Origin of the sequence: Vibrio sp. St2 (assembly GCF_947311885.1) — a bacterium.
Lineage (GTDB): Bacteria > Pseudomonadota > Gammaproteobacteria > Enterobacterales > Vibrionaceae > Vibrio > Vibrio coralliilyticus.
The window spans coordinates 1,152,722-1,172,252 of the sequence record NZ_CAMZNA010000001.1; the positions used below are offsets into that span (position 1 = coordinate 1,152,722).

At 45.2% G+C, this 19,531-nt stretch carries 18 protein-coding genes; 3 read left to right on the top strand and 15 right to left on the bottom strand.

Annotation, left to right across the window (positions count from 1 at the left end; translation table 11 throughout):
- The 14 genes from ptsG to yceD form a co-directional block, all read right to left on the bottom strand.
- On the bottom strand, nt 1–1,431 hold the full coding sequence (gene ptsG, locus QMA41_RS05375) for a PTS glucose transporter subunit IIBC (protein WP_006959276.1): 1,431 nt from the start codon (nt 1,429–1,431) through the stop codon (nt 1–3).
- Between the two features lie 444 nt (nt 1,432–1,875).
- On the bottom strand, nt 1,876–2,643 hold the full coding sequence (locus tag QMA41_RS05380) for a YchF/TatD family DNA exonuclease (protein WP_021455317.1): 768 nt from the start codon (nt 2,641–2,643) through the stop codon (nt 1,876–1,878).
- Entirely contained in the window at nt 2,634–3,596 is a 963-nt protein-coding gene (locus QMA41_RS05385; protein ID WP_281629059.1) for a DNA polymerase III subunit delta', read from the bottom strand. The genes QMA41_RS05380 and QMA41_RS05385 overlap by 10 nt, the downstream gene beginning before the upstream one ends.
- 2 nt (nt 3,597–3,598) lie before the next feature.
- A complete protein-coding gene (tmk, locus tag QMA41_RS05390; RefSeq protein ID WP_006959281.1) occupies nt 3,599–4,228 on the bottom strand; it encodes a dTMP kinase in 630 nt (209 codons plus the stop codon).
- The gene (gene mltG, locus QMA41_RS05395; protein ID WP_281629060.1) at nt 4,225–5,241 is read right to left on the bottom strand and encodes an endolytic transglycosylase MltG; all 1,017 of its coding nucleotides are present in this window, start codon (nt 5,239–5,241) and stop codon (nt 4,225–4,227) included. The genes tmk and mltG overlap by 4 nt, the downstream gene beginning before the upstream one ends.
- Nucleotides 5,238–6,041, bottom strand: a complete 804-nt coding sequence (pabC, locus tag QMA41_RS05400; RefSeq protein ID WP_281629061.1) for an aminodeoxychorismate lyase — start codon at nt 6,039–6,041, stop codon at nt 5,238–5,240. The genes mltG and pabC overlap by 4 nt, the downstream gene beginning before the upstream one ends.
- 77 nt (nt 6,042–6,118) lie before the next feature.
- A complete protein-coding gene (gene fabF, locus QMA41_RS05405) occupies nt 6,119–7,363 on the bottom strand; it encodes a beta-ketoacyl-ACP synthase II (RefSeq protein WP_281629062.1) in 1,245 nt (414 codons plus the stop codon).
- Nucleotides 7,364–7,454: 91 nt separating this feature from the next.
- Nucleotides 7,455–7,688, bottom strand: a complete 234-nt coding sequence (acpP, locus tag QMA41_RS05410; protein ID WP_004406112.1) for an acyl carrier protein — start codon at nt 7,686–7,688, stop codon at nt 7,455–7,457.
- Nucleotides 7,689–7,923: 235 nt separating this feature from the next.
- Nucleotides 7,924–8,658 carry a 3-oxoacyl-ACP reductase FabG gene (fabG, locus tag QMA41_RS05415; protein WP_281629168.1) on the bottom strand — a complete coding sequence of 245 codons (735 nt, stop codon included), beginning with the start codon at nt 8,656–8,658 and terminating at the stop codon, nt 7,924–7,926.
- A gap of 23 nt (nt 8,659–8,681) precedes the next feature.
- A complete protein-coding gene (fabD, locus tag QMA41_RS05420; RefSeq protein WP_065740473.1) occupies nt 8,682–9,605 on the bottom strand; it encodes an ACP S-malonyltransferase in 924 nt (307 codons plus the stop codon).
- A 77-nt stretch (nt 9,606–9,682) separates the two neighbouring features.
- Complete coding sequence (locus QMA41_RS05425; RefSeq protein ID WP_038512782.1) at nt 9,683–10,633, bottom strand: beta-ketoacyl-ACP synthase III; 951 nt, start codon at nt 10,631–10,633, stop codon at nt 9,683–9,685.
- A gap of 5 nt (nt 10,634–10,638) precedes the next feature.
- The gene (gene plsX, locus QMA41_RS05430; protein WP_019277917.1) at nt 10,639–11,664 is read right to left on the bottom strand and encodes a phosphate acyltransferase PlsX; all 1,026 of its coding nucleotides are present in this window, start codon (nt 11,662–11,664) and stop codon (nt 10,639–10,641) included.
- A 9-nt stretch (nt 11,665–11,673) separates the two neighbouring features.
- Complete coding sequence (rpmF, locus tag QMA41_RS05435; RefSeq protein ID WP_006959289.1) at nt 11,674–11,844, bottom strand: 50S ribosomal protein L32; 171 nt, start codon at nt 11,842–11,844, stop codon at nt 11,674–11,676.
- Between the two features lie 31 nt (nt 11,845–11,875).
- A complete protein-coding gene (gene yceD, locus QMA41_RS05440; protein ID WP_006959290.1) occupies nt 11,876–12,400 on the bottom strand; it encodes a 23S rRNA accumulation protein YceD in 525 nt (174 codons plus the stop codon).
- A gap of 148 nt (nt 12,401–12,548) precedes the next feature.
- Here yceD and QMA41_RS05445 point away from each other — a divergent pair, with 148 nt between their 5' ends.
- The gene (locus QMA41_RS05445) at nt 12,549–13,130 is read left to right on the top strand and encodes a nucleoside triphosphate pyrophosphatase (protein ID WP_281629063.1); all 582 of its coding nucleotides are present in this window, start codon (nt 12,549–12,551) and stop codon (nt 13,128–13,130) included.
- Between the two features lie 75 nt (nt 13,131–13,205).
- On the opposite strand, the gene rluC is transcribed toward QMA41_RS05445, so the two are convergent.
- A complete protein-coding gene (gene rluC / locus QMA41_RS05450) occupies nt 13,206–14,150 on the bottom strand; it encodes a 23S rRNA pseudouridine(955/2504/2580) synthase RluC (protein WP_281629064.1) in 945 nt (314 codons plus the stop codon).
- A 569-nt stretch (nt 14,151–14,719) separates the two neighbouring features.
- Here rluC and rne point away from each other — a divergent pair.
- Together rne and QMA41_RS05460 are read left to right on the top strand one after the other, a co-directional pair.
- Complete coding sequence (gene rne, locus QMA41_RS05455) at nt 14,720–17,635, top strand: ribonuclease E (protein WP_281629065.1); 2,916 nt, start codon at nt 14,720–14,722, stop codon at nt 17,633–17,635.
- Nucleotides 17,636–17,934: 299 nt separating this feature from the next.
- Nucleotides 17,935–19,494 carry a SulP family inorganic anion transporter gene (locus tag QMA41_RS05460; RefSeq protein WP_281629066.1) on the top strand — a complete coding sequence of 520 codons (1,560 nt, stop codon included), beginning with the start codon at nt 17,935–17,937 and terminating at the stop codon, nt 19,492–19,494.
- Nucleotides 19,495–19,531 lie beyond the last annotated feature (37 nt).

Genomic DNA, 19,531 nt, shown 5'->3' on the forward strand with positions numbered 1-19,531 from the left:
TTAGCCGTGGTTACGGATCCACTCATCCATTTCAGTTTTTAGGTTGTCAGACTTAGTACCGAAGATAGCCTGAACACCACCTGCTACAACCACTACGCCAGCCGCGCCTAGTTGTTTCAGTTTGTCTTGATCAACAGCCTCTGTATCCGCTACTGCAACGCGTAGACGAGTGATACATGCGTCTAGGCCAGTGATGTTTGCTTTGCCACCGAATGCTGCAACAAGCTCACCTGCCATGTCTGAACCAGATGTCGCGGCTGCTTCTTCAGATTCATCTTCACGACCAGGAGTTTTAAGGTCCATCGCTTTGATAACAGTGCGGAATACTACGTAGTAGATAGCCGCGTAAACCAAACCGACACCCACCATCAGACCGATTTTCTGTGCGTTACCAGATAGTACGATGAAATCGATTAGGCCATGTGAGAACGAAGTACCGTGTACAAAACCTAGAGTGTTTGCAACAACGTATGCAGAACCAGCTAGTAGAGCGTGGATACCGTACAGTACAGGAGCAACAAATAGGAATGAGAATTCGATTGGCTCTGTGATACCAGTCAGGAATGAAGTCAATGCAGCAGACGCCATGATACCCATTACTTTCGCGCGGTTCTCTGGCTTAGCAGAGTGAGCGATAGCAATAGCAGCAGCTGGTAGACCGAACATCTTGAACATGTAGCCACCTGCAAGCTGACCGAAGCCATTACCTGCAGCACGAGATGCTTCGTCAGCAACTAGGTAACAAGTTAGAACGCCATTTTGTGTTTCGCCAGCAGCATTCACACAAGTACCAGCTTCGAAGAAGAATGGTACGTTCCAAACGTGGTGTAGGCCGAATGGGATTAGAGAACGCTCGACGATACCGTAGATACCGAATGCAACTTGTGGGTTCTGGTGTGCAGCCCAATCTGAGAAAGAAGCGATAGCACCGCCAATTGGAGGCCATACTACAGACAGAACAATACCCAATGCGATAGCAGCAAAACCAGTGATGATAGGCACCGCGCGCTTACCTGCGAAGAAGCCTAGGTATTCTGGAAGCTGAATCTTGAAGAAACGGTTGAATGCCCATGCAGCAACACCACCAACAAGGATACCGCCCAGAACACCAGTGTCGATTTTCTCAACACCCATAACACCAGCCATAACGCCAAGCGTCGCAGTCATGATGCCGTAACCAACGATTGCAGCCAGACCTGCTACACCATCGTTGTTAGTAAAGCCAAGTGCAACACCTACTGCGAAAAGTAGTGCCATCTGACCAAATACCGAGCCACCCGCTTGCTCCATTAAGTTGGAAACAATTTCCGGAATGAAACTCAGGTCGGCAGCACCTACCCCGAGTAGAATACCTGCAACAGGTAAAACCGATACTGGTAGCATCAGAGCTTTACCCACTTTTTGCAGGTTAGCAAAAAGATTCTTAAACATGTTTATGCTCCTGAAAAGTTATAAGAATTATTGGGCTCTAACGGCACACCCCCGTAGCCTTAAATGTTAGCACCCAGAAAAAATGTAACCACATCTAGTAGTATATTTTCCGGCTCTAAATATATATTGATGGTGAACAAACTTTCTAGCTGGTTACGGAATTTAGTTTCAAACTAATAGATAGATCACAATCCAAAATCGGCAAATCGAGACCATATTTACAACCTATCTAATTGATATTTATTAAATTAATATTAACGCCGATTAATTTTGATGGGTAAATAAAATAAACCCAATTGTTATTTTATGTAACAAAATTACAATTTGATACTTTCAGCCTCCCAGCTTCAACATATTTAGTAAACAAGGCAATTTATGTAACCTAAAGTGATTTCAGACACAAAAAAAGGAGCTTCCGCTCCTTTTTTAATCAAAACTCTTTTTCTACCTCAAAAAAAGATTTCGGAAGTTTTCACTGGTTTTTAACCCAACTTCGCTCAATGACGTATTTTTTAACTGGGCAATATAGGAGGCTACCTCAACCACGTATGCTGGTTGGTTCTGTTTACCTCGGTGTGGCACAGGCGCGAGATATGGTGAGTCAGTTTCAATCAATAGTCTCTCAAGCGGCAGAGCTTTGACCACTTCTTTAAGTTCAGTAGCTTGCCTGAAAGTGACGATCCCAGAGATAGAGATATAAAAACCAAGCTCCATCGCTGCTTCTGCAAAAGCAAGATCTTCAGTGAAACAATGAATCACGCCACCACATTTATCTGCCTGACCTCGACGTAGAATATCCAACGTATCTTGGCGAGCATTCCTCGTGTGGATGATCAAAGGTTTATTCAGTTTAACTGCTAATTCAACTTGCTGTTGGAATCGTAACTTTTGTAACTCAGCAGTCTCAGGTTGATAGTGGTAATCCAGCCCCGTTTCACCTATCGCCACTACTCTGGGATGCGAGGCATATTCATGTAATCGATCTAAGGCAAACTCACTCTCAACATCCAGCGGGTGAACACCGCATGAAGCAAATATGTTGTCGAAGGGTTCGATCATCTCCATCATTCCAGGGAAAGAATCCAACGTAACGCCAACGGACAGTAGCTCAGAAACGTTAGCAGCTTGAGCTTTGGCAACTACATCTTCAATACCAGAGTGGAGATCCTGATAATCCAATTTGTCTAAGTGACAATGAGAGTCTACAAACATGATTCCTCATTAAATTTAAATAGCCAATCTAAGATAAGCAATTCGCTGTTCAAACCTGTGTGCTCACGTAACTGTTCAAGCAGCAGACTTAGGTTTGCTGTCTGAGTATAGAGCAATTGATAACCAAGATTAGCCGACAGAGCATTCGAGCCTGGAGTGAAATAAGGCATCTGAACGCCAAAGTGAATCTTTTGAGCATCTGTCAGCAAGTACCATATCCATTGTAGATACTCAGAGGGTGAAGTCGCCAATTCTTTTGCTAACTTAACGCTGTCGCCTCTCAACTGAGCCACTTCAAGAAATTGTTCTTCAACCTGCTGATATTTTTCAATTTGCCCCTGCTCTACAAACGCTTGAGTTTTCAGTGGCGCATTGCCATTAATATGTGCTGCAAAAGCAGGGATTGTCGAAGTAACTTGCTCATTTAACCATTGAGCAAGCAATTCTGAGCTCGGAGTCACTGCATGCCAATGTTGGCAACGACTGGTAATCGTGGGCAAAAGCTGGTGCGCTTTATGACTGACCAGTAAAAACATACAACTGCTAGAGGGCTCTTCGAGTGTTTTCAACAACGCATTGGCAGCGGAGTCATTCATCGCTTCAGCCGGCTCGATAACAAACAATCGACGTCCAGATAGCTGCGATGACTCCTGTGCTAGGCGGTTACACTGACGAATTTGCTCAACCGTAATAGTTTTGCCTTCCTTCTCTGGCTTCACCAGGTGATAATCAGGATGGTTATGCGACTTCATTAGCTGGCAGCTATGGCAAAAGCCGCAAGCTTCACTGGCATAATTGCTACACATGGCAGCGCCACTAAATCGCTCTACTAGCTGCTCAACGCCTAGCCCTTCTTCTGCTGTCAGTAGCGCTGCATTGGAAAACCTATCTGACTCCAGACTTGCCTGCCATTCACACCAAATGTCTGTTAACCAAGGGTAGGTAGAATTCATGGTTATTGTTCCAACCAACTACGCAGCGCTTGCTTGATATCTTGCGCGACTAATTCGATCGTCTGCTCAGCATTGATCACTACAACACTCGAATCACATTGAGCCAGTTCCAAGTAACGCGCTCTGGTGCGGTCAAAAAAGCTCATATCCATTTTCTCAATTCGATCCAGCTCGCCTCGCCCTCTCGCGCGCTCGAGACCGATGCGCGGGTCAAGATCAAGGTAAATGGTCAAATCTGGTTTAAAGTCACCCAATGTTGTCTGCTTAAGTGCTGTCATGGTGTGTTGGGAGATTTGACGGCCGCCTCCCTGATAAGCTTGAGAAGACATATCATGTCGGTCTCCCACAACCCAAGTACCGCTGTTTAAAGCTGGCTTAATCACATTTTCAACCAGCTGCACCCGCGCTGCATACATAAGGAGTAATTCGGTCATGTCTTGCAACTCTTCCCCTTCATGGTCTTGTTTGACCAAAGTTCTGAGTTGCTCGGCTAACGCTGTTCCGCCAGGCTCACGAGTATTCTTTATCTGCTCAATACCAGCCTGTTTAAGAGTCTCAAGCACCGCATTAATTGCTGTGCTTTTCCCTGCCCCTTCCAGGCCTTCAATTACGATAAACTTCGCTTGTGTCATTTGTTACTTCTTAGTTGTCTTAGATAAGCGCGTACCGCGCGATTGTGTTCACTCAGCGTTTTAGAAAAAACGTGCCCGCCAGTTCCGCTGGCCACAAAGTACAAGTAATTACTGTTTTCTGGGTTTGTCGCGGCGGCGATAGACGCCTCCCCCGGCATCGCAATCGGTGTTGGTGGTAAACCAAAAATCGTATACGTATTATATGGGGTTGGAGTACGTAAATCTTTCTTACGTATGTTGCCGTCGTACTTATCTCCCATCCCATAGATAACCGTAGGGTCAGTCTGTAAACGCATACGCTTATTAAGGCGGTTTACAAACACCCCTGCAACACGCTCACGCTCTGCACCAACAGCCGTCTCCTTTTCGATAATAGAAGCAAGGATCAGCGCTTCGTAAGGCGTCTTCAGTGGCAAGTTCTCTTGCCTTTGCTGCCAATGCTTATCAAGAATTTTTTGCAGTTTATCTGCGGCGCGCTTGATGATATCGAGATCAGAGGTACCGAACGTGTAGTGATAAGTCTCAGCGAGCAATAGTCCTTCTAGCTTGGGTTTCTCGATGCCAATTTGTTGTGCGATCTCTGCTTCACTGAGCCCAGATATTTTGTGCTCTAGATAAGGGGCTTGTTCTAATGCTGCTCGCCATTCGGCGAATGTTGAACCTTCCACAAAGGTAATTGCAAATTGATGCTCTTTACCGGTTTTGAACAGTTCTAGCGCTTGTGTGAGGTTAATGCCGGGAGTGAGAAGGTAGGTCCCTGCTTTTACTTGCGTCAGTTCTGGGTGGAATCGTCGCACTAGTCTTGCCACATCGCTAGAAACAATCAGTTCATCGTTTGTCAAATCTGCCAGTAAACGGTTGAAACTCATACCCGTCTCAATCGTATAAATCTGTTCTTCTTGCAGCTTTAATGGCTGAGTCACATACTCATCGACTTGTTTAGTAACATAAATAAATCCTGCACCAGCAATCAGTAATACAAGTGCCAGAAATAAGGTGATTCTCTTAATCACGGGTTAACCATCTCCTGAATTTTTTTTGTTATTGTTCCTATTGAAAAGGTCTGTGTGCCAATGCTTTTTACTGGGGCGACACCAAGGATCGAGTTTGAGATAAAAACTTCTTCTGCATCACTTAGCTCTTCAAACGTATAGTGCCCAATAGACAACGTGTGCTCACAGCTCGATAAACGTTCTACAATAACGCGGCGCATAACACCTGCAACACCAGCGTTCATCAGGTCGGGGGTATAGATGACTCCCTGTTTTACCCAGTAAACATTCGCCATTGTTGTCTCAATCACATGGCCGCTCACATCTAATGCAATCCCATCGGGGAAGCCTTGTTGATCCATTTCCGCCTTGAGCAAAATTTGCTCAAGGCGATTATTGTGCTTATGACCCGCGAGTAAAGGATTAACCCCTAGTCTCTTATGGCACACACCTAAACAAATACCATCCGCTTGCCATTGTTCATAATGAGCCGGATAGTTAAAGGCGCTAATAGTAACATTTGGTAAGGTCACTTGAGTAGGGCTATATCCACGTCCCCCCTCTCCTCGGCTAATGTGTAACTTCAACCCTGAACAAGTAGACTCTATACACGCTTTTTCTAACCAATCCTCAACCTCTCTCCAGTTTGGAGGAGTTATGCCGAGCAAGTTGAGGCAGGATTGCATTCGCTCTTGATGTTTATCCCAGTGTTGGATACGACCATTGATAACCAGCATGGTCGTAAAGCAGCCATCACCATATTGAAATGAGCGATCAGAAAGGGAAATTGAGTCTGTGGTGTGTCCATTTACCAAGTACATAATTGATATCCACATAAAAGAAAACGGCTTAATGCCAAAGCATTAAGCCGTTTTATCACAAATTGGATTGTGACTCTTTAGATCTTTTTGAAAACCAAAGAACCGTTAGTACCACCAAAACCAAACGAGTTACAGATTGCGTAATCTGAATCGATAGGTTTTGCCTTATGTGGTACAAGGTCAATATCGTCAAGGCCTTCATCTCGATTATCTAGATTAATCGTTGGTGGAACCATTTGATCAACCAATGACATGATGGTCACGATCGCCTCAACAGAACCAGCAGCGCCAAGTAGGTGACCAGTCATTGACTTAGTTGAAGAAACTTTCACTTGCTTAGTACCTTCTTCACCTAGCGCACGACGGATGCCTTTCACTTCAGCAACATCGCCAGCCGGAGTAGACGTGCCATGTGCGTTCACATAGCCGACTTGTGTACCAGTGATGCCTGCATCGCGCATTGCTGCTTCCATAGCCAACGCACCACCTGAACCATCTTCGCTAGGTGAAGTCATATGGAAAGCATCTCCCGACATACCAAAGCCAACAAGCTCTGCGTAGATTTTAGCGCCACGTGCTTTCGCATGCTCATATTCTTCAAGAACGATGATACCTGCGCCATCACCAAGAACAAAACCATCACGATCTTTGTCCCATGGGCGAGAAGCTTTTTGAGGCTCGTCGTTACGAGTTGACAACGCTTTAGCTGCACCAAAGCCAGCCATGCCTAAAGGAGTCGAAGCTTTTTCAGCACCACCGGCGACCATAGCTTCTGCATCACCGTAAGCAATCATACGAGCAGCATGGCCGATGTTATGTAGACCCGTTGTACACGCCGTCGAAATCGCGATATTTGGACCACGAAGACCACGCATAATAGATAAGTTACCTGCAACCATGTTTACGATAGTTGATGGTACGAAGAAAGGGCTGACTTTGCGTGGGCCTTTTTCAACAAGCGCAGTATGGCCCGCTTCAATAAGGTCTAGACCACCAATGCCTGAACCAATAGCGACACCAACGCGTGCTGCGTTTTCTTCATTAATTTGTAAGCCAGAGTCGTCTAGGGCTTGAATACCCGCTGCAATGCCGTACTGGATGAACAAGTCCATCTTACGCGCATCTTTTTTAGACATGTACTCTGTGCAGTCGAAATCTTTTACTAGGCCTGCAAAACGAGTTGAGAAGTTTTCAGTATCAAAGTGCTCGATATCAACGATACCACTTTGACCAGCTAGCAGGGCCTTCCAGGATGATTCTACATTGTTGCCTACCGGTGACAACATACCCATGCCAGTGACAACAACACGACGCTTGGACACGATTTTATTCTCCGGGATTGAAATGATTCTATGAGAGGTATAGAAGGGTTTAAAAGAACACAGGCGGCCAGAAGGCCGCCTGGGAGAGATATTACTGAGCGCTGTTCACGTAGTCGATAGCAGCTTGAACAGTAGTGATCTTCTCAGCTTCTTCGTCTGGAATCTCAGTGTCGAATTCTTCTTCTAGAGCCATTACTAGTTCAACAGTGTCTAGAGAATCAGCACCTAGATCGTCAACGAAAGAAGCTTCGTTTTTAACTTCTGCTTCGTCCACACCTAGCTGTTCAACAATGATTTTCTTTACGCGTTCTTCGATGTTGCTCATTTTTTCTTTTCCTTTACAGATTTCGCTCAATGCGATGATTCCGTAGTTTATTCGAACTATTGAAAGTTGCAAGGGGGTCCTTGCTGGTCAAACCACAATTTTCGCGATTTTAACCGAAATTCAATACATTTTTGACTTATATCATGCACAAATGTTGCGCATATCAATGCCAGCTATCACAAACTATAGGCTATTTTTATGACAGCAAATAGCCCGTTTTGTTCCAACTTAGGCATTAAACCATATACATGCCACCATTAACATGCAGAGTTTCACCAGTAATGTAAGCAGCTTCTGGAGAAGCTAAAAACGCTACTGCTGATGCAATTTCACGAGGGCCACCTAGACGGCCAGCAGGAACGTTCGCTAACGTTGCTGCACGTTGTTCGTCATTTAGCGCCTTAGTCATGTCAGTTTCGATAAATCCTGGTGCAACAGTGTTAACAGTTACACCACGAGAAGCCACTTCACGTGCCATAGATTTAGTGAAACCAATCACACCTGCTTTTGCTGCTGCGTAGTTAGTTTGACCTGCATTACCCATAGTACCAACAACAGAACCAACGTTGATGATACGACCTGCACGCTTCTTCATCATGCCACGAAGTACAGCTTTAGACATGCGGTAGATCGGTGTCAGGTTAGTGTTGATGATGTCATTCCACTCATCGTCTTTCATACGCATAAGTAAGTTATCACGCGTAATACCTGCATTGTTTACCAGAATGTCGATTGCACCAAACTCATCGTTAATGTTTTTCAGAGTTGCTTCAATTGATTCGATATCTGTCACGTTTAGTGCCAGACCTTTACCATTTTCACCAAGGTATTCACTGATTGCAGCGGCACCATTTTCTGAAGTCGCAGTACCGATAACCGTCGCACCACGTTCAACAAGAATTTCAGCGATAGCACGACCAATACCACGGCTTGCGCCAGTGACCAGTGCAATCTTGCCTTCTAGGTTCATCATGATTGTTATTCCTTAAAAGTTTACTTAGCGGCTTCTAGAGATGCAGCATCGTTTACTGCAGCGCCACTTAGTGTCTTCACAATACGTTTTGTCAGACCCGTTAGAACTTTACCTGGGCCTAATTCAAGAAGTTTTTCAACACCTTGCTCGCTCATTAGCTGTACACTTTCAGTCCAGCGGACTGGGCTGTATAGCTGGCGCACAAGTGCATTTTTAATTTTCGCAGGGTCAGTTTCAGCAACAACATCAACGTTATTGATCACTGGCAACTGAGGAGCATTGAATTCAATCTCTTCAAGAGCGACAGCCAGTTTGTCGGCTGCTGGCTTCATCAAAGCACAATGAGAAGGCACGGAAACAGGTAGCGGTAGAGCTCGCTTAGCACCAGCTTCTTTACACAAGGCACCTGCGCGTTCGACTGCGTCTTTACTACCTGCAATCACTACCTGACCTGGTGAGTTGTAGTTTACAGGCGATACCACTTCACCTTGAGCCGCTTCTTCACATGCTTTAGCAATAGATTCGTCATCTAGACCGATGATCGCGAACATAGCACCAGTGCCTGCTGGCACAGCTTCTTGCATCAGTTGACCACGTAGTTCAACCAGTTTGATTGCTTCTTTAAAGTCAATCACACCAGCACATACTAATGCCGAATATTCACCTAGACTGTGGCCCGCAAGGTTTGCTGGCTGTTCTAGGCCAAGCTCTTGCCAAACACGCCAAATAGCCACTGAGGATGCTAACAGTGCTGGCTGAGTACGGAAAGTTTGGTTGAGATCTTCAGCTGGGCCATTTTGAACCAACGCCCATAGGTCGTAACCTAATGCCTCAGATGCTTCCGAAAAAGTGTTTTTTACTACTTCATACTGTTCGCCAAGTTCAGCAAGCATACCGATTGCTTGTGAGCCCTGACCTGGAAATACGATAGCAAAATTGCTCATTTTCTTTTCCTTTAAAACAAAGTAAGAAAGATTAAGATGCCTAAAAAGGCATCTTAATCTTTTAAATTTGGTTGGGATTAGAACTTAACCAGTGCTGAGCCCCAGGTAAAGCCGCCACCAAATGCTTCTAGTAGAAGCGTCTGACCGCGTTTAATTCGTCCGTCACGAACAGCCTCATCAAGTGCCGTAGGTACAGTAGCCGCAGACGTATTGCCATGTCTGTCTAGTGTAATGACAACTTGATCAAGCGACATAGACAGTTTCTTTGCTGTTGCAGAAATAATGCGATAGTTCGCTTGGTGAGGCACTAGCCAGTCTAGTTCAGACTTATGCATATCGTTGGCCGCCAGCGTATCTTTAACGAGTTTTGATAGCTGTGTCACAGCAACCTTAAAGACTTCGTTACCCGCCATGTGTAGCCACTTGTCAGCATCTTTGCCGCGCTCAGGAACTTCAAGGCTTAGCAACTCACCAAAACGGCCATCCGAGTAGATATGCGTTGAAAGAATCCCAGGCTCTTCACTTGCACCAACAACAACAGCGCCTGCACCATCACCAAACAGAATAATAGTTGAACGATCAGTTGGATCACAGGTTTTAGACAGAGTATCTGAACCGATTACAAGCACATTTTTACACATGCCTGTTTTAATATGCTGATCAGCAACTGAAAGCGCGTAAACAAAACCTGAACATGCAGCGGCAATATCAAATGCGGGGCAACCTTTAATGTCCAACTTAGCTTGAACTTGGCAAGCAGAAGAAGGGAAAGTGTGGCTGCTACTGGTGGTCGCTACGATGATCAGGTCAATATCATTCTTATCGATGCCTGCCATTTCGATCGCGTTTTGAGCAGCGATATATCCCATGTCGGCGACGGTTTCATTCTCGGCTGCGATACGACGCTCTTTAATACCTGTGCGAGTGACAATCCACTCATCACTTGTATCTACCATTTTCTCCAAGTCTGCGTTTGAACGCACCTGAGATGGCAGGTAGCTGCCAGTACCTAAAATTTTGCTATACATGAAGACTAATAATGCCTCTCGAGTAAAACCGCTTCCAAACGATCGCTAATACGGCTTGGTACTTGTCGTTTGACCTCGTGTAACGCTTCACCAATGGCGTTGATGACCGCGTCTACATCAGCACTTCCGTGGCTTTTTATGACAATGCCGCGCAATCCTAGCAAACTTGCGCCGTTATACTGGTCGGGGTTCAATGTTTTTAGTTCATTAAATAACCCAGAAAATAATTTTCTTGCAATCCAACCCTTTATAGATGAGGCCATCATGCTCGATTTCAACTTATCGATAAATAGCTGGGCTGTACCTTCACATGCTTTGAGGCAAACATTACCAACAAAGCCGTCACATACCACCACATCCGCGGCATCGTGGAGTAACTGATTACCTTCAATATAGCCGACAAAATTCACGGACTGCGTCTGAGACAACATTTCAGCACAGCGTTTGACGAGATCGTTGCCTTTGATTTCTTCAGCACCGATATTAAGAATCGCAATACGTGGAGGTCGGTCTAAGTATTGTTCAGTTAACGCACTTCCCATCACAGCAAATTGGAACAATGAATCAGCATCACTAGACACATTAGCGCCCAGATCAAGCATCCAAGTTCTGCCACCGGAAGCGGTAGGTAAGGCAGAAATTAATGCTGGACGTTCAATTCCTGGTAATAATTTCAACCGAAAACGTGACAAAGCCATGAGTGCACCAGTGTTTCCACCGCTGACACAGGCATCGGCAGTACCTTGAGCGACAGCATCAATCACCATCCCCATAGAGGTGCCATTGCTGTTTCGAAGTGCGAGAGAAGGTTTTTCTGAGTTTGAGATCACTCGGTCACTATGCTGAATACTCAGGCGAGCATCAGGCTGATAACCAAGAGACAATAATTGAGTTGTGATCGCGGTCTGATCACCTGTGAGGATCACTTTCAGCTCTGGGAAATGCGACAGTGCCTGCACGGCGGCAGGCACTGTGACGCGAGGACCGAAATCCCCGCCCATTGCATCAAGTGCAACGGTTATATTAGGCAAAGGTCAACCTTACTTGTTGATAACCTTTTTACCACGGTAGTAACCTTCAGCAGTTACGTTGTGGCGCAGGTGAGTTTCACCTGAAGTTGCGTCTACAGATAGTGCAGCTGTAGATAGGGCATCGTGTGAACGACGCATGCCACGCTTTGAACGTGATTTCTTGCTCTTTTGTACGGCCATTGACCCTACTCCTATGTTAATTCTTAAAGAATTACTTCTTTAAGTTTTTTAAAACATCGAATGGATTCGGCTTTTCTTCCACAATTTCTTCTGGAATTTCACCAAATACCAAATTGTCTGATTTAACGCTGCAATCCGCTTCTTCGTGCTTTGCGATTTGAGGCAAGTTTAGAATGAACTCGTCTTCAACTAACTGTATCAGGTCAATTTCACCGTACTCGTTCAGATCTACCAAATCGTACTCTTCCGGTGCTTCCTCTTCAGTCTTTTCACCTTTGTAAGGTGTATAAGTGAATTGGACATCGCACTCATGTGCGAAAACCTCATTACAGCGTTGACACTCTAAATCAACTTCGATGTTAGCTTTACCAGAGATAACAACGAGTCGCTGTTCATCTAACTCAAATGACAATGACACTTGAGCGTCGCGTTTAACGCCTTCAACTGATTCGAACAAACGCTTAAAAAGACTAACCTGAATGATACCATCATAATCAAGTCGCTTCTGAGCAGCGCGTGCCGGATCAACCGTTCGCGGTATTTTTACCTTTTGCATAGGGCGCGAATTCTATCTTCCAATTCGTTTTGAGTCAAAGAAAAAGGATAAAAAGTTGCAGTTTTTTTCCTTCTTATCAGAAGAGCTAGGATTACCATCATAATATCCATTAAGCTATCGCTAACTCCCTGAAAGATTGTACTGGAAAATGCCACAATACCAACTTGTTTTAGCATCGACTTCACCGTTTAGAAAACAACTGCTCAATAAACTATCAGTCCCTTTTGAAACCGCCTCACCTGACTGTGACGAAACACCTTTTTCTAACGAGCGACCTGAGGATCTAGTGAAACGTCTTGCGAAGGAAAAAGCAGAATCATGCCATACCAATCAGCCTAGTCTTATCATCGGCAGCGACCAAGTCTGTGTGATTGATGGAAAAATCATTGGCAAACCTCTGAATCGAGAAAACGCTATCCAACAATTAAGCCGCCAAAGTGGTAAGGCCATCCAGTTTTATACCGGGCTTGCGCTTCACAACACCGAAACGAATATCACAGATGTCAAACTGGATACGTTCACGGTTCATTTCCGTCAGCTAACCCAACAACAGATCAATCGCTATGTAGAGAAAGAAGAGCCGTATTACTGCGCTGGCAGTTTTAAAAGTGAGGGGCTGGGTATCGCACTATTTGAAAAGTTGGAAGGGAAAGATCCCAATACTTTGGTTGGGCTACCACTGATTGACTTGATTGATATGCTTGAAACGCAAGGTTTCCCAATCTTGTAAAAGCGGAATAACTAGAGTTGGCCTTCTTAATCGAAGCAAACAACTCTAGTCTTCGAGTGAGAGAGTTCACTGCTCTTACAGCTTACGTAAACTCGCTAGCGCCTTCTCCAACTTTGCTTCCATTGGCGCACTCACTTCCATCCACTCGTCATTAGATGGGTGTTTAAATTTAATATTAGCGGCATGAAGAAACAGTCGGTCTAACCCAACTTTTCCTGTGTAAGCATCAAAACGTCGATCACCATAACGGTCGTCCCAAGCAATTGGATGACCAGTATACTGAGTATGGACACGAATTTGATGCGTACGCCCCGTTATTGGGCTCGCCTGAATCAAAGTAGCCTCAGCAAACTTTTCAATAATCTTAAAACGAGTCTCAGAAGGCTTACCCTGTGGGTTGACGCGAACGATACTGTTCACTTCATTTTTCAATAGTGGCGCGTTTACGACCTTGCAACTGCTCTTCCACCGCCCCATCACCAATGCGAAATAGTATTTCTGCACGGTTTTCTCACGAAACTGAGCTTGAAGATGACGCAGCGCTGAACGCTTTTTCGCAACCAAAAGAATTCCCGAAGTATCACGATCAATACGATGCACTAACTCTAGAAAACGAGCTTGCGGTCTCAGTGCCCGTAAAGCTTCAATAGCACCAAATTTAAGCCCACTTCCTCCGTGAACTGCCGTACCCGAAGGTTTATTGAGGATAAGCATATGTTCATCTTCATGGATGATCATATGTTCTAGCTCAGCGACTTTATTCAGTTTGGTACTCGGTGCAACTTCGTCTTGCTTCTCTTCAATCGTAACTGGAGGAATTCTGACCAAATCCCCCGCTTTCAATTTATATTCAGCTTTAATTCGTTTTTTGTTTACGCGAACTTCTCCCTTGCGCAAGATCCGATAAACCATGCTTTTAGGAATACTTTTCAGTTGGTTGCGTAAAAAATTATCGATACGCTGGCCAGCCATATCTTCGTCGATATCGACAAATTGGACTTTTGTTCTAATTTCGCTCATTTCGATATTCTACCATTCTAACTTGCGTAAGTTCACGTTTTCTAGGCAACAATCTGGTAAATCGCTCTCTAAGAATGAATTTCTGTTCAGCTACGGATAAAAATCCATCAACATATTTACAATTCTCAGAAACTATCACACAAAGCCTTTAAATACAGAATCTTACAAAAATTAAAAATGGGTTTTTTAGCGTTTTATAATAAAGCAGATTGCTGAGTTTAATGGGTACTGCTATAGTTCACACCTGCAATGAATGATTAGGTTGCATTTTAATCAAACCCAATCGTTTTTGAGCAAGATATTGAGTAGCCCGCTAATTTACCAAAATGCAGCACACGGCGTAAGACATTTCCGGGATTAGTACAACTTGTTGCCCTACTCATAAATCTTTCATGTTGAGTATTATCCGCCATCATTGCGGCTTACAAGCCAAACTTGTTTGTAAGACTGACGTGCCCAAAGAGCATCCCTCCAGCCGGGAGGCTGCACAAATTTAAGCCATGGGATCCGGCACCGTGAAAGACACATCAAGGCAGCAAGAAAACATAGAATGACAACGAGATTTATCAATGAAAAGAATGTTAATCAACGCAACTCAAAAAGAAGAGTTGCGTGTTGCTTTGGTTGATGGTCAGCGCTTATATGATTTAGATATCGAAAGCCCAGGCCACGAATCCAAAAAAGCAAATATCTACAAAGGACGTATCACTCGCATCGAACCAAGCCTGGAAGCAGCCTTCGTTGACTACGGTGCCGAACGACACGGATTCCTCCCTCTAAAAGAAATTGCCCGCGAATATTTCCCTGAAGGTTACACTTACCAAGGTCGTCCAAGCATTAAAGAAGTGCTGACTGAAGGTCAGGAAGTAATTGTACAGGTTGAGAAAGAAGAACGTGGCAGCAAAGGTGCTGCACTAACGACATTCATTTCTCTTGCAGGTAGTTACCTTGTTCTGATGCCTAATAACCCTCGTGCTGGCGGTATTTCTCGTCGTATCGAGGGAGATGAGCGTACTCAACTGAAAGCCGCACTGGACACGTTAGACCTACCAAAAGGTATGGGCCTTATCGTACGTACAGCGGGTGTAGGTAAAAGCGCTGAAGAATTAGAGTGGGATCTTAACGTCTTACTTAATCACTGGGGCGCCATCAAACAAGCTTCTGATACCAACCCAGCTCCACTGCTTATTCACCAAGAAAGTAACGTTATCGTCCGAGCTATTCGCGACTATTTGCGTCGTGATATTGGTGAAATTCTTATCGATAGCAACACCATCTACGAACGTGCGCTAGAACATATCCAACTAGTTCGTCCAGACTTCGTCAATCGAGTCAAAAAGTATGACGGTGAAGTTCCACTATTTAGCCACTACCAGATCGAAAGCCAGATTGAATCTGCTTTCCAGCGAGAAGTGCGCTTGCCATCAGGTGGTTCAATCGTTATTGACCCAACCGAAGCACTAACGTCAATCGATATCAACTCCGCTCGCGCAACGAAAGGCGGCGATATCGAAGAAACTGCACTAAATACCAACCTTGAAGCGGCCGATGAAATTGCACGTCAACTTCGCCTACGTGATCTAGGTGGCTTGGTCGTTATTGACTTCATTGATATGACGCCAGTGCGTCACCAACGTGAAGTTGAAAACCGTCTGCGAGACGCAGTTCGTCTTGATCGCGCTCGTGTCCAGATTGGTCGTATCTCACGCTTTGGCCTACTAGAAATGTCTCGCCAACGCTTGAGCCCATCTCTAGCAGAAGCAAGCCATCATATCTGTCCTCGCTGTAGCGGCACAGGTGTGGTTCGTGATAATGAATCTCTTGCTCTTTCTGTTCTTCGTTTGATCGAAGAAGAAGCATTAAAAGACAACACAGCTCAAGTTCTGGCTGTTGTTCCTGTTCCGATTGCGTCTTACCTTCTGAACGAAAAGCGTCGTTCAATCAACCACATTGAACGCATTCAAGAAGTTAAGATCACGGTAGTTCCTAACTCGGATATGGAAACACCGCATTTCGAAGTTATTCGAGTTCGTGAAGGTGAAGAGTTTGATTTGCTGTCTTACTTGCTGCCTAAAAAGCTCGAGTCTATGAAAGAAGCCGAAGGCCGTGAGGTTGTAGAGCCTGAAGTTAAACCTAAGAAGCTTGAAGAGCCAGCACTAAAAGGTTTTGCAGCACCGGCTCAGTCTGCGCCAGCACCAAAACCGCCAACAAAGAAAGCACCAGAGAAAAAATCAGAACCTCGTGAAGAGAAACCGGGTCTAGTCTCTCGATTCTTCAAAGCGTTGGGTAGTCTATTCAGCTCTGAACCAGAAAAAGAACAGACTGAAGAGAAACAAGAAAAATCAGCGAAGAAAGACGGTCAGCGTAACAACCGCAACCGCCGTAATCGCAACGACCAACGCCGTCGCAATTCTCGTGACAATCGTAACGAGAATCGTGAAGATAAACGCGATAACAAACGCAATAAACCTCAACGCGAACGTGATGAAGCTGCCAATGAAAATAAAGCAGCATCGAACGAACGTAAGCAACAAAATCGCAAGCCTAAGCAGGATCGCCGTAACAAGCAGCGAGACGACGCGAAAGCGAGCAAAGTTGCAGAGGAAGGTTTGAAACTTGCGGCTGAAGCGCAAAAAGACGACAAACCGAATCGTGCAGAAGAAAAAACGACCAAGGTAAAAGAGCGCCGTCAACGTCGTAAACTGAACAAGCAGGTTCGAGTTAAAGACCAGAAAGCGAAAGCTGAAGCGGTTGAAGAAGTAAAACAGGTTAAAGCTGAAGCTGTAGCAGAAGCCATCGAGCAATCGACTGAAGAAATCGCAGCCGAAGATGCAGAACAACCTAAACAACGTCGTAATCGCCGTTCTCCACGTCATCTACGTGCCAGCGGTCAACGTCGTCGTCGTGGTCGCGATCGTCGCCCTAACCCGTTCCGCTTACGCAAAGGTGGTGTTGCTTCTCCAGAAATGGCAATGGGTAAAGTCATGCCAAGCTACGGTATCTCTAAACCAGAACCGAAGCACAAAGCAAAAGCTGAACAGGCTGCGGCACCAGAAGTGGTCACTCAAGCACTTGGTGGGTTCGCTTGCCCTGAAATGGCAATGGGCAAAGTTATCGTACGTCGCCAAGAGCCAGTGATTGAAGAGCCGAAAGTTGTTGAGCAAGCTGCTACACCTGTGAAGACACCTGCACCTAAAGCGGTTGAGTCACAAGTTGCTCCAGAACCAGTTGCAGACACGGCTGCTATTGTAGAAGCGGAAGCAGCACCTGCCCCTGTTAATACAAGCTCTGAGATTATCGTACCGACAGCATTTAAAGGCCACGCCTCTGCTCCGATGGCGAAAGCACCAGGAACCACAGAAATGAAAGAGATTACTGTGATTGCTGCACCTTTCCGAGAAGAGCGCTACCTATCTAAAGGTGCAGGCAGCCAGGTTGCTAGCAATAAAGCCAGCGCTGCAATGGCAAAGCCTCAAAGCTTTTAATTAGGTTTTATGAAGCATAAAAACAGCCCCATAACGGGGCTGTTTTTTTATGTATATATGGTAACGAGCATGACTGTTCTCACTATTTGTCACAAATATTAGCCAATATCTGCTTCTTTGTTGAACTTAATCACACTTTTAGGTAGCATTCGCCGACTCGATCTGAATCATTCGCTTGGTTTTCAGTGCTCTTTTACATCGCATTTTGCTCACATGAAAACTAAGCCAGAACCTATACTTAAATCTGTCGTTCTCTGGTATTCAGAATAACCGTAAACATTTAGCATAACTGAGCAAGCATGTTTGAATTCCCTCAATTTTCGAAACACTCTGTAAAAAATGACGTGTTATCAGGCCTGACCGTTGCACTTGCATTGGTTCCTGAAGCCGTTGCCTTTGCCTTCGTGGCTGGTGTCGACCCTATGGTTGGCCTGTATGCAGCATTTATTGTCGGCCTAATTACTTCCATTTTTGGTGGCCGCCCAGGCATGATCTCGGGTGCAACAGGTGCAATGGCAGTCGTGATGGTGTCGCTAGTCGCATCACACGGTGTCCAGTACCTTTTTGCTGCCATATTACTTGCCGGCATACTTCAGGTAGCTGCTGGTCTATTTAAGTTAGGTAAGTTCATCCGCATAGTGCCGCATCCAGTTATGATTGGCTTCGTTAACGGTCTAGCGATTGTAATTTTCCTAGCTCAGCTTGGTCAGTTCAAAGCGCCAGACATTAATGGCATGCTAACTTGGTTACCTCAAGACCAAATGATGCTGATGCTGGGTTTAGTAGCACTGACCATGGCTATCATTCACTTTCTACCGAAATTCACTACCGCCGTGCCATCATCCTTGGTAGCGATCGTCACTGTGACAGCTTTGGTAGTAGGCTTAGATCTGGAAACACGTACAGTTGTCGATTTCCTACGTACAATGTCTGGTGATGATGCAGCAACGCTGGCAGGCTCACTACCAACGTTCTCTATCCCAGCAGTACCGTTAACACTGGAAACACTACAAATCATTCTTCCGTACGCTATCATTCTTGCGGCGATTGGTCTGATTGAATCTCTGCTAACACTGACTGTTCTGGATGAAATGACAAACACTCGTGGTCAGTCAAACCGTGAATGTATCGGTCAAGGCATGGCAAACATGACGTGTTCAGTGTTTGGCGCTATGGGTGGCTGTGCGATGATTGGTCAGTCGATGATCAACGTTAACTCAGGGGGCCGCGGTCGTTTGTCAGGCATTGTTGCTGCTTCTGCACTGCTGATATTTATCCTGTTCGCTTCTTCACTTATCGAAATGATCCCACTAGCCGCACTAGTCGGTGTGATGTTCATGGTGGTTATCGGTACTTTTGAGTGGGCAACATTCAAGCTGGCTCGTCGCGTACCAAAACAAGACTTCTTTGTAATTGTACTCGTAACGGTCGTAACGGTAATGACCGACCTTGCTATTGCAGTCTTCGTTGGTGTTATTGCCTCTGCTCTGATGTTTGCTTGGCAACACGCTAAACACATCTATGCCGATACAAGTATCAACGCAGAAGGTTCTAAAGAGTACAAAATTCACGGCCCGGTATTCTTCGGTTCAGTCGCAAACTTCCTTGAGATTTTCGATGCGCATGAAGATCCAAGTGATGTTATCGTCGATTTCGCTGATTCACGTGTAACCGACCACTCAGCGATCGAAGCTATCGAAACACTAGCCGAGCGTTATTCTGCTCAGGGTAAGACACTTCATCTACGCCACCTAAGCCCAGATTGTCGTAAGCTTCTCGACAAAGCAGGCAGCTTGGTAGAGATTAACGTCAAGGAAGACCCAAGCTACAAAGTCGCAACCGACGTACTAGCGGGTTAAGCAGACGAAAAAAGGGCTTCCATTTGGAAGCCCTTTT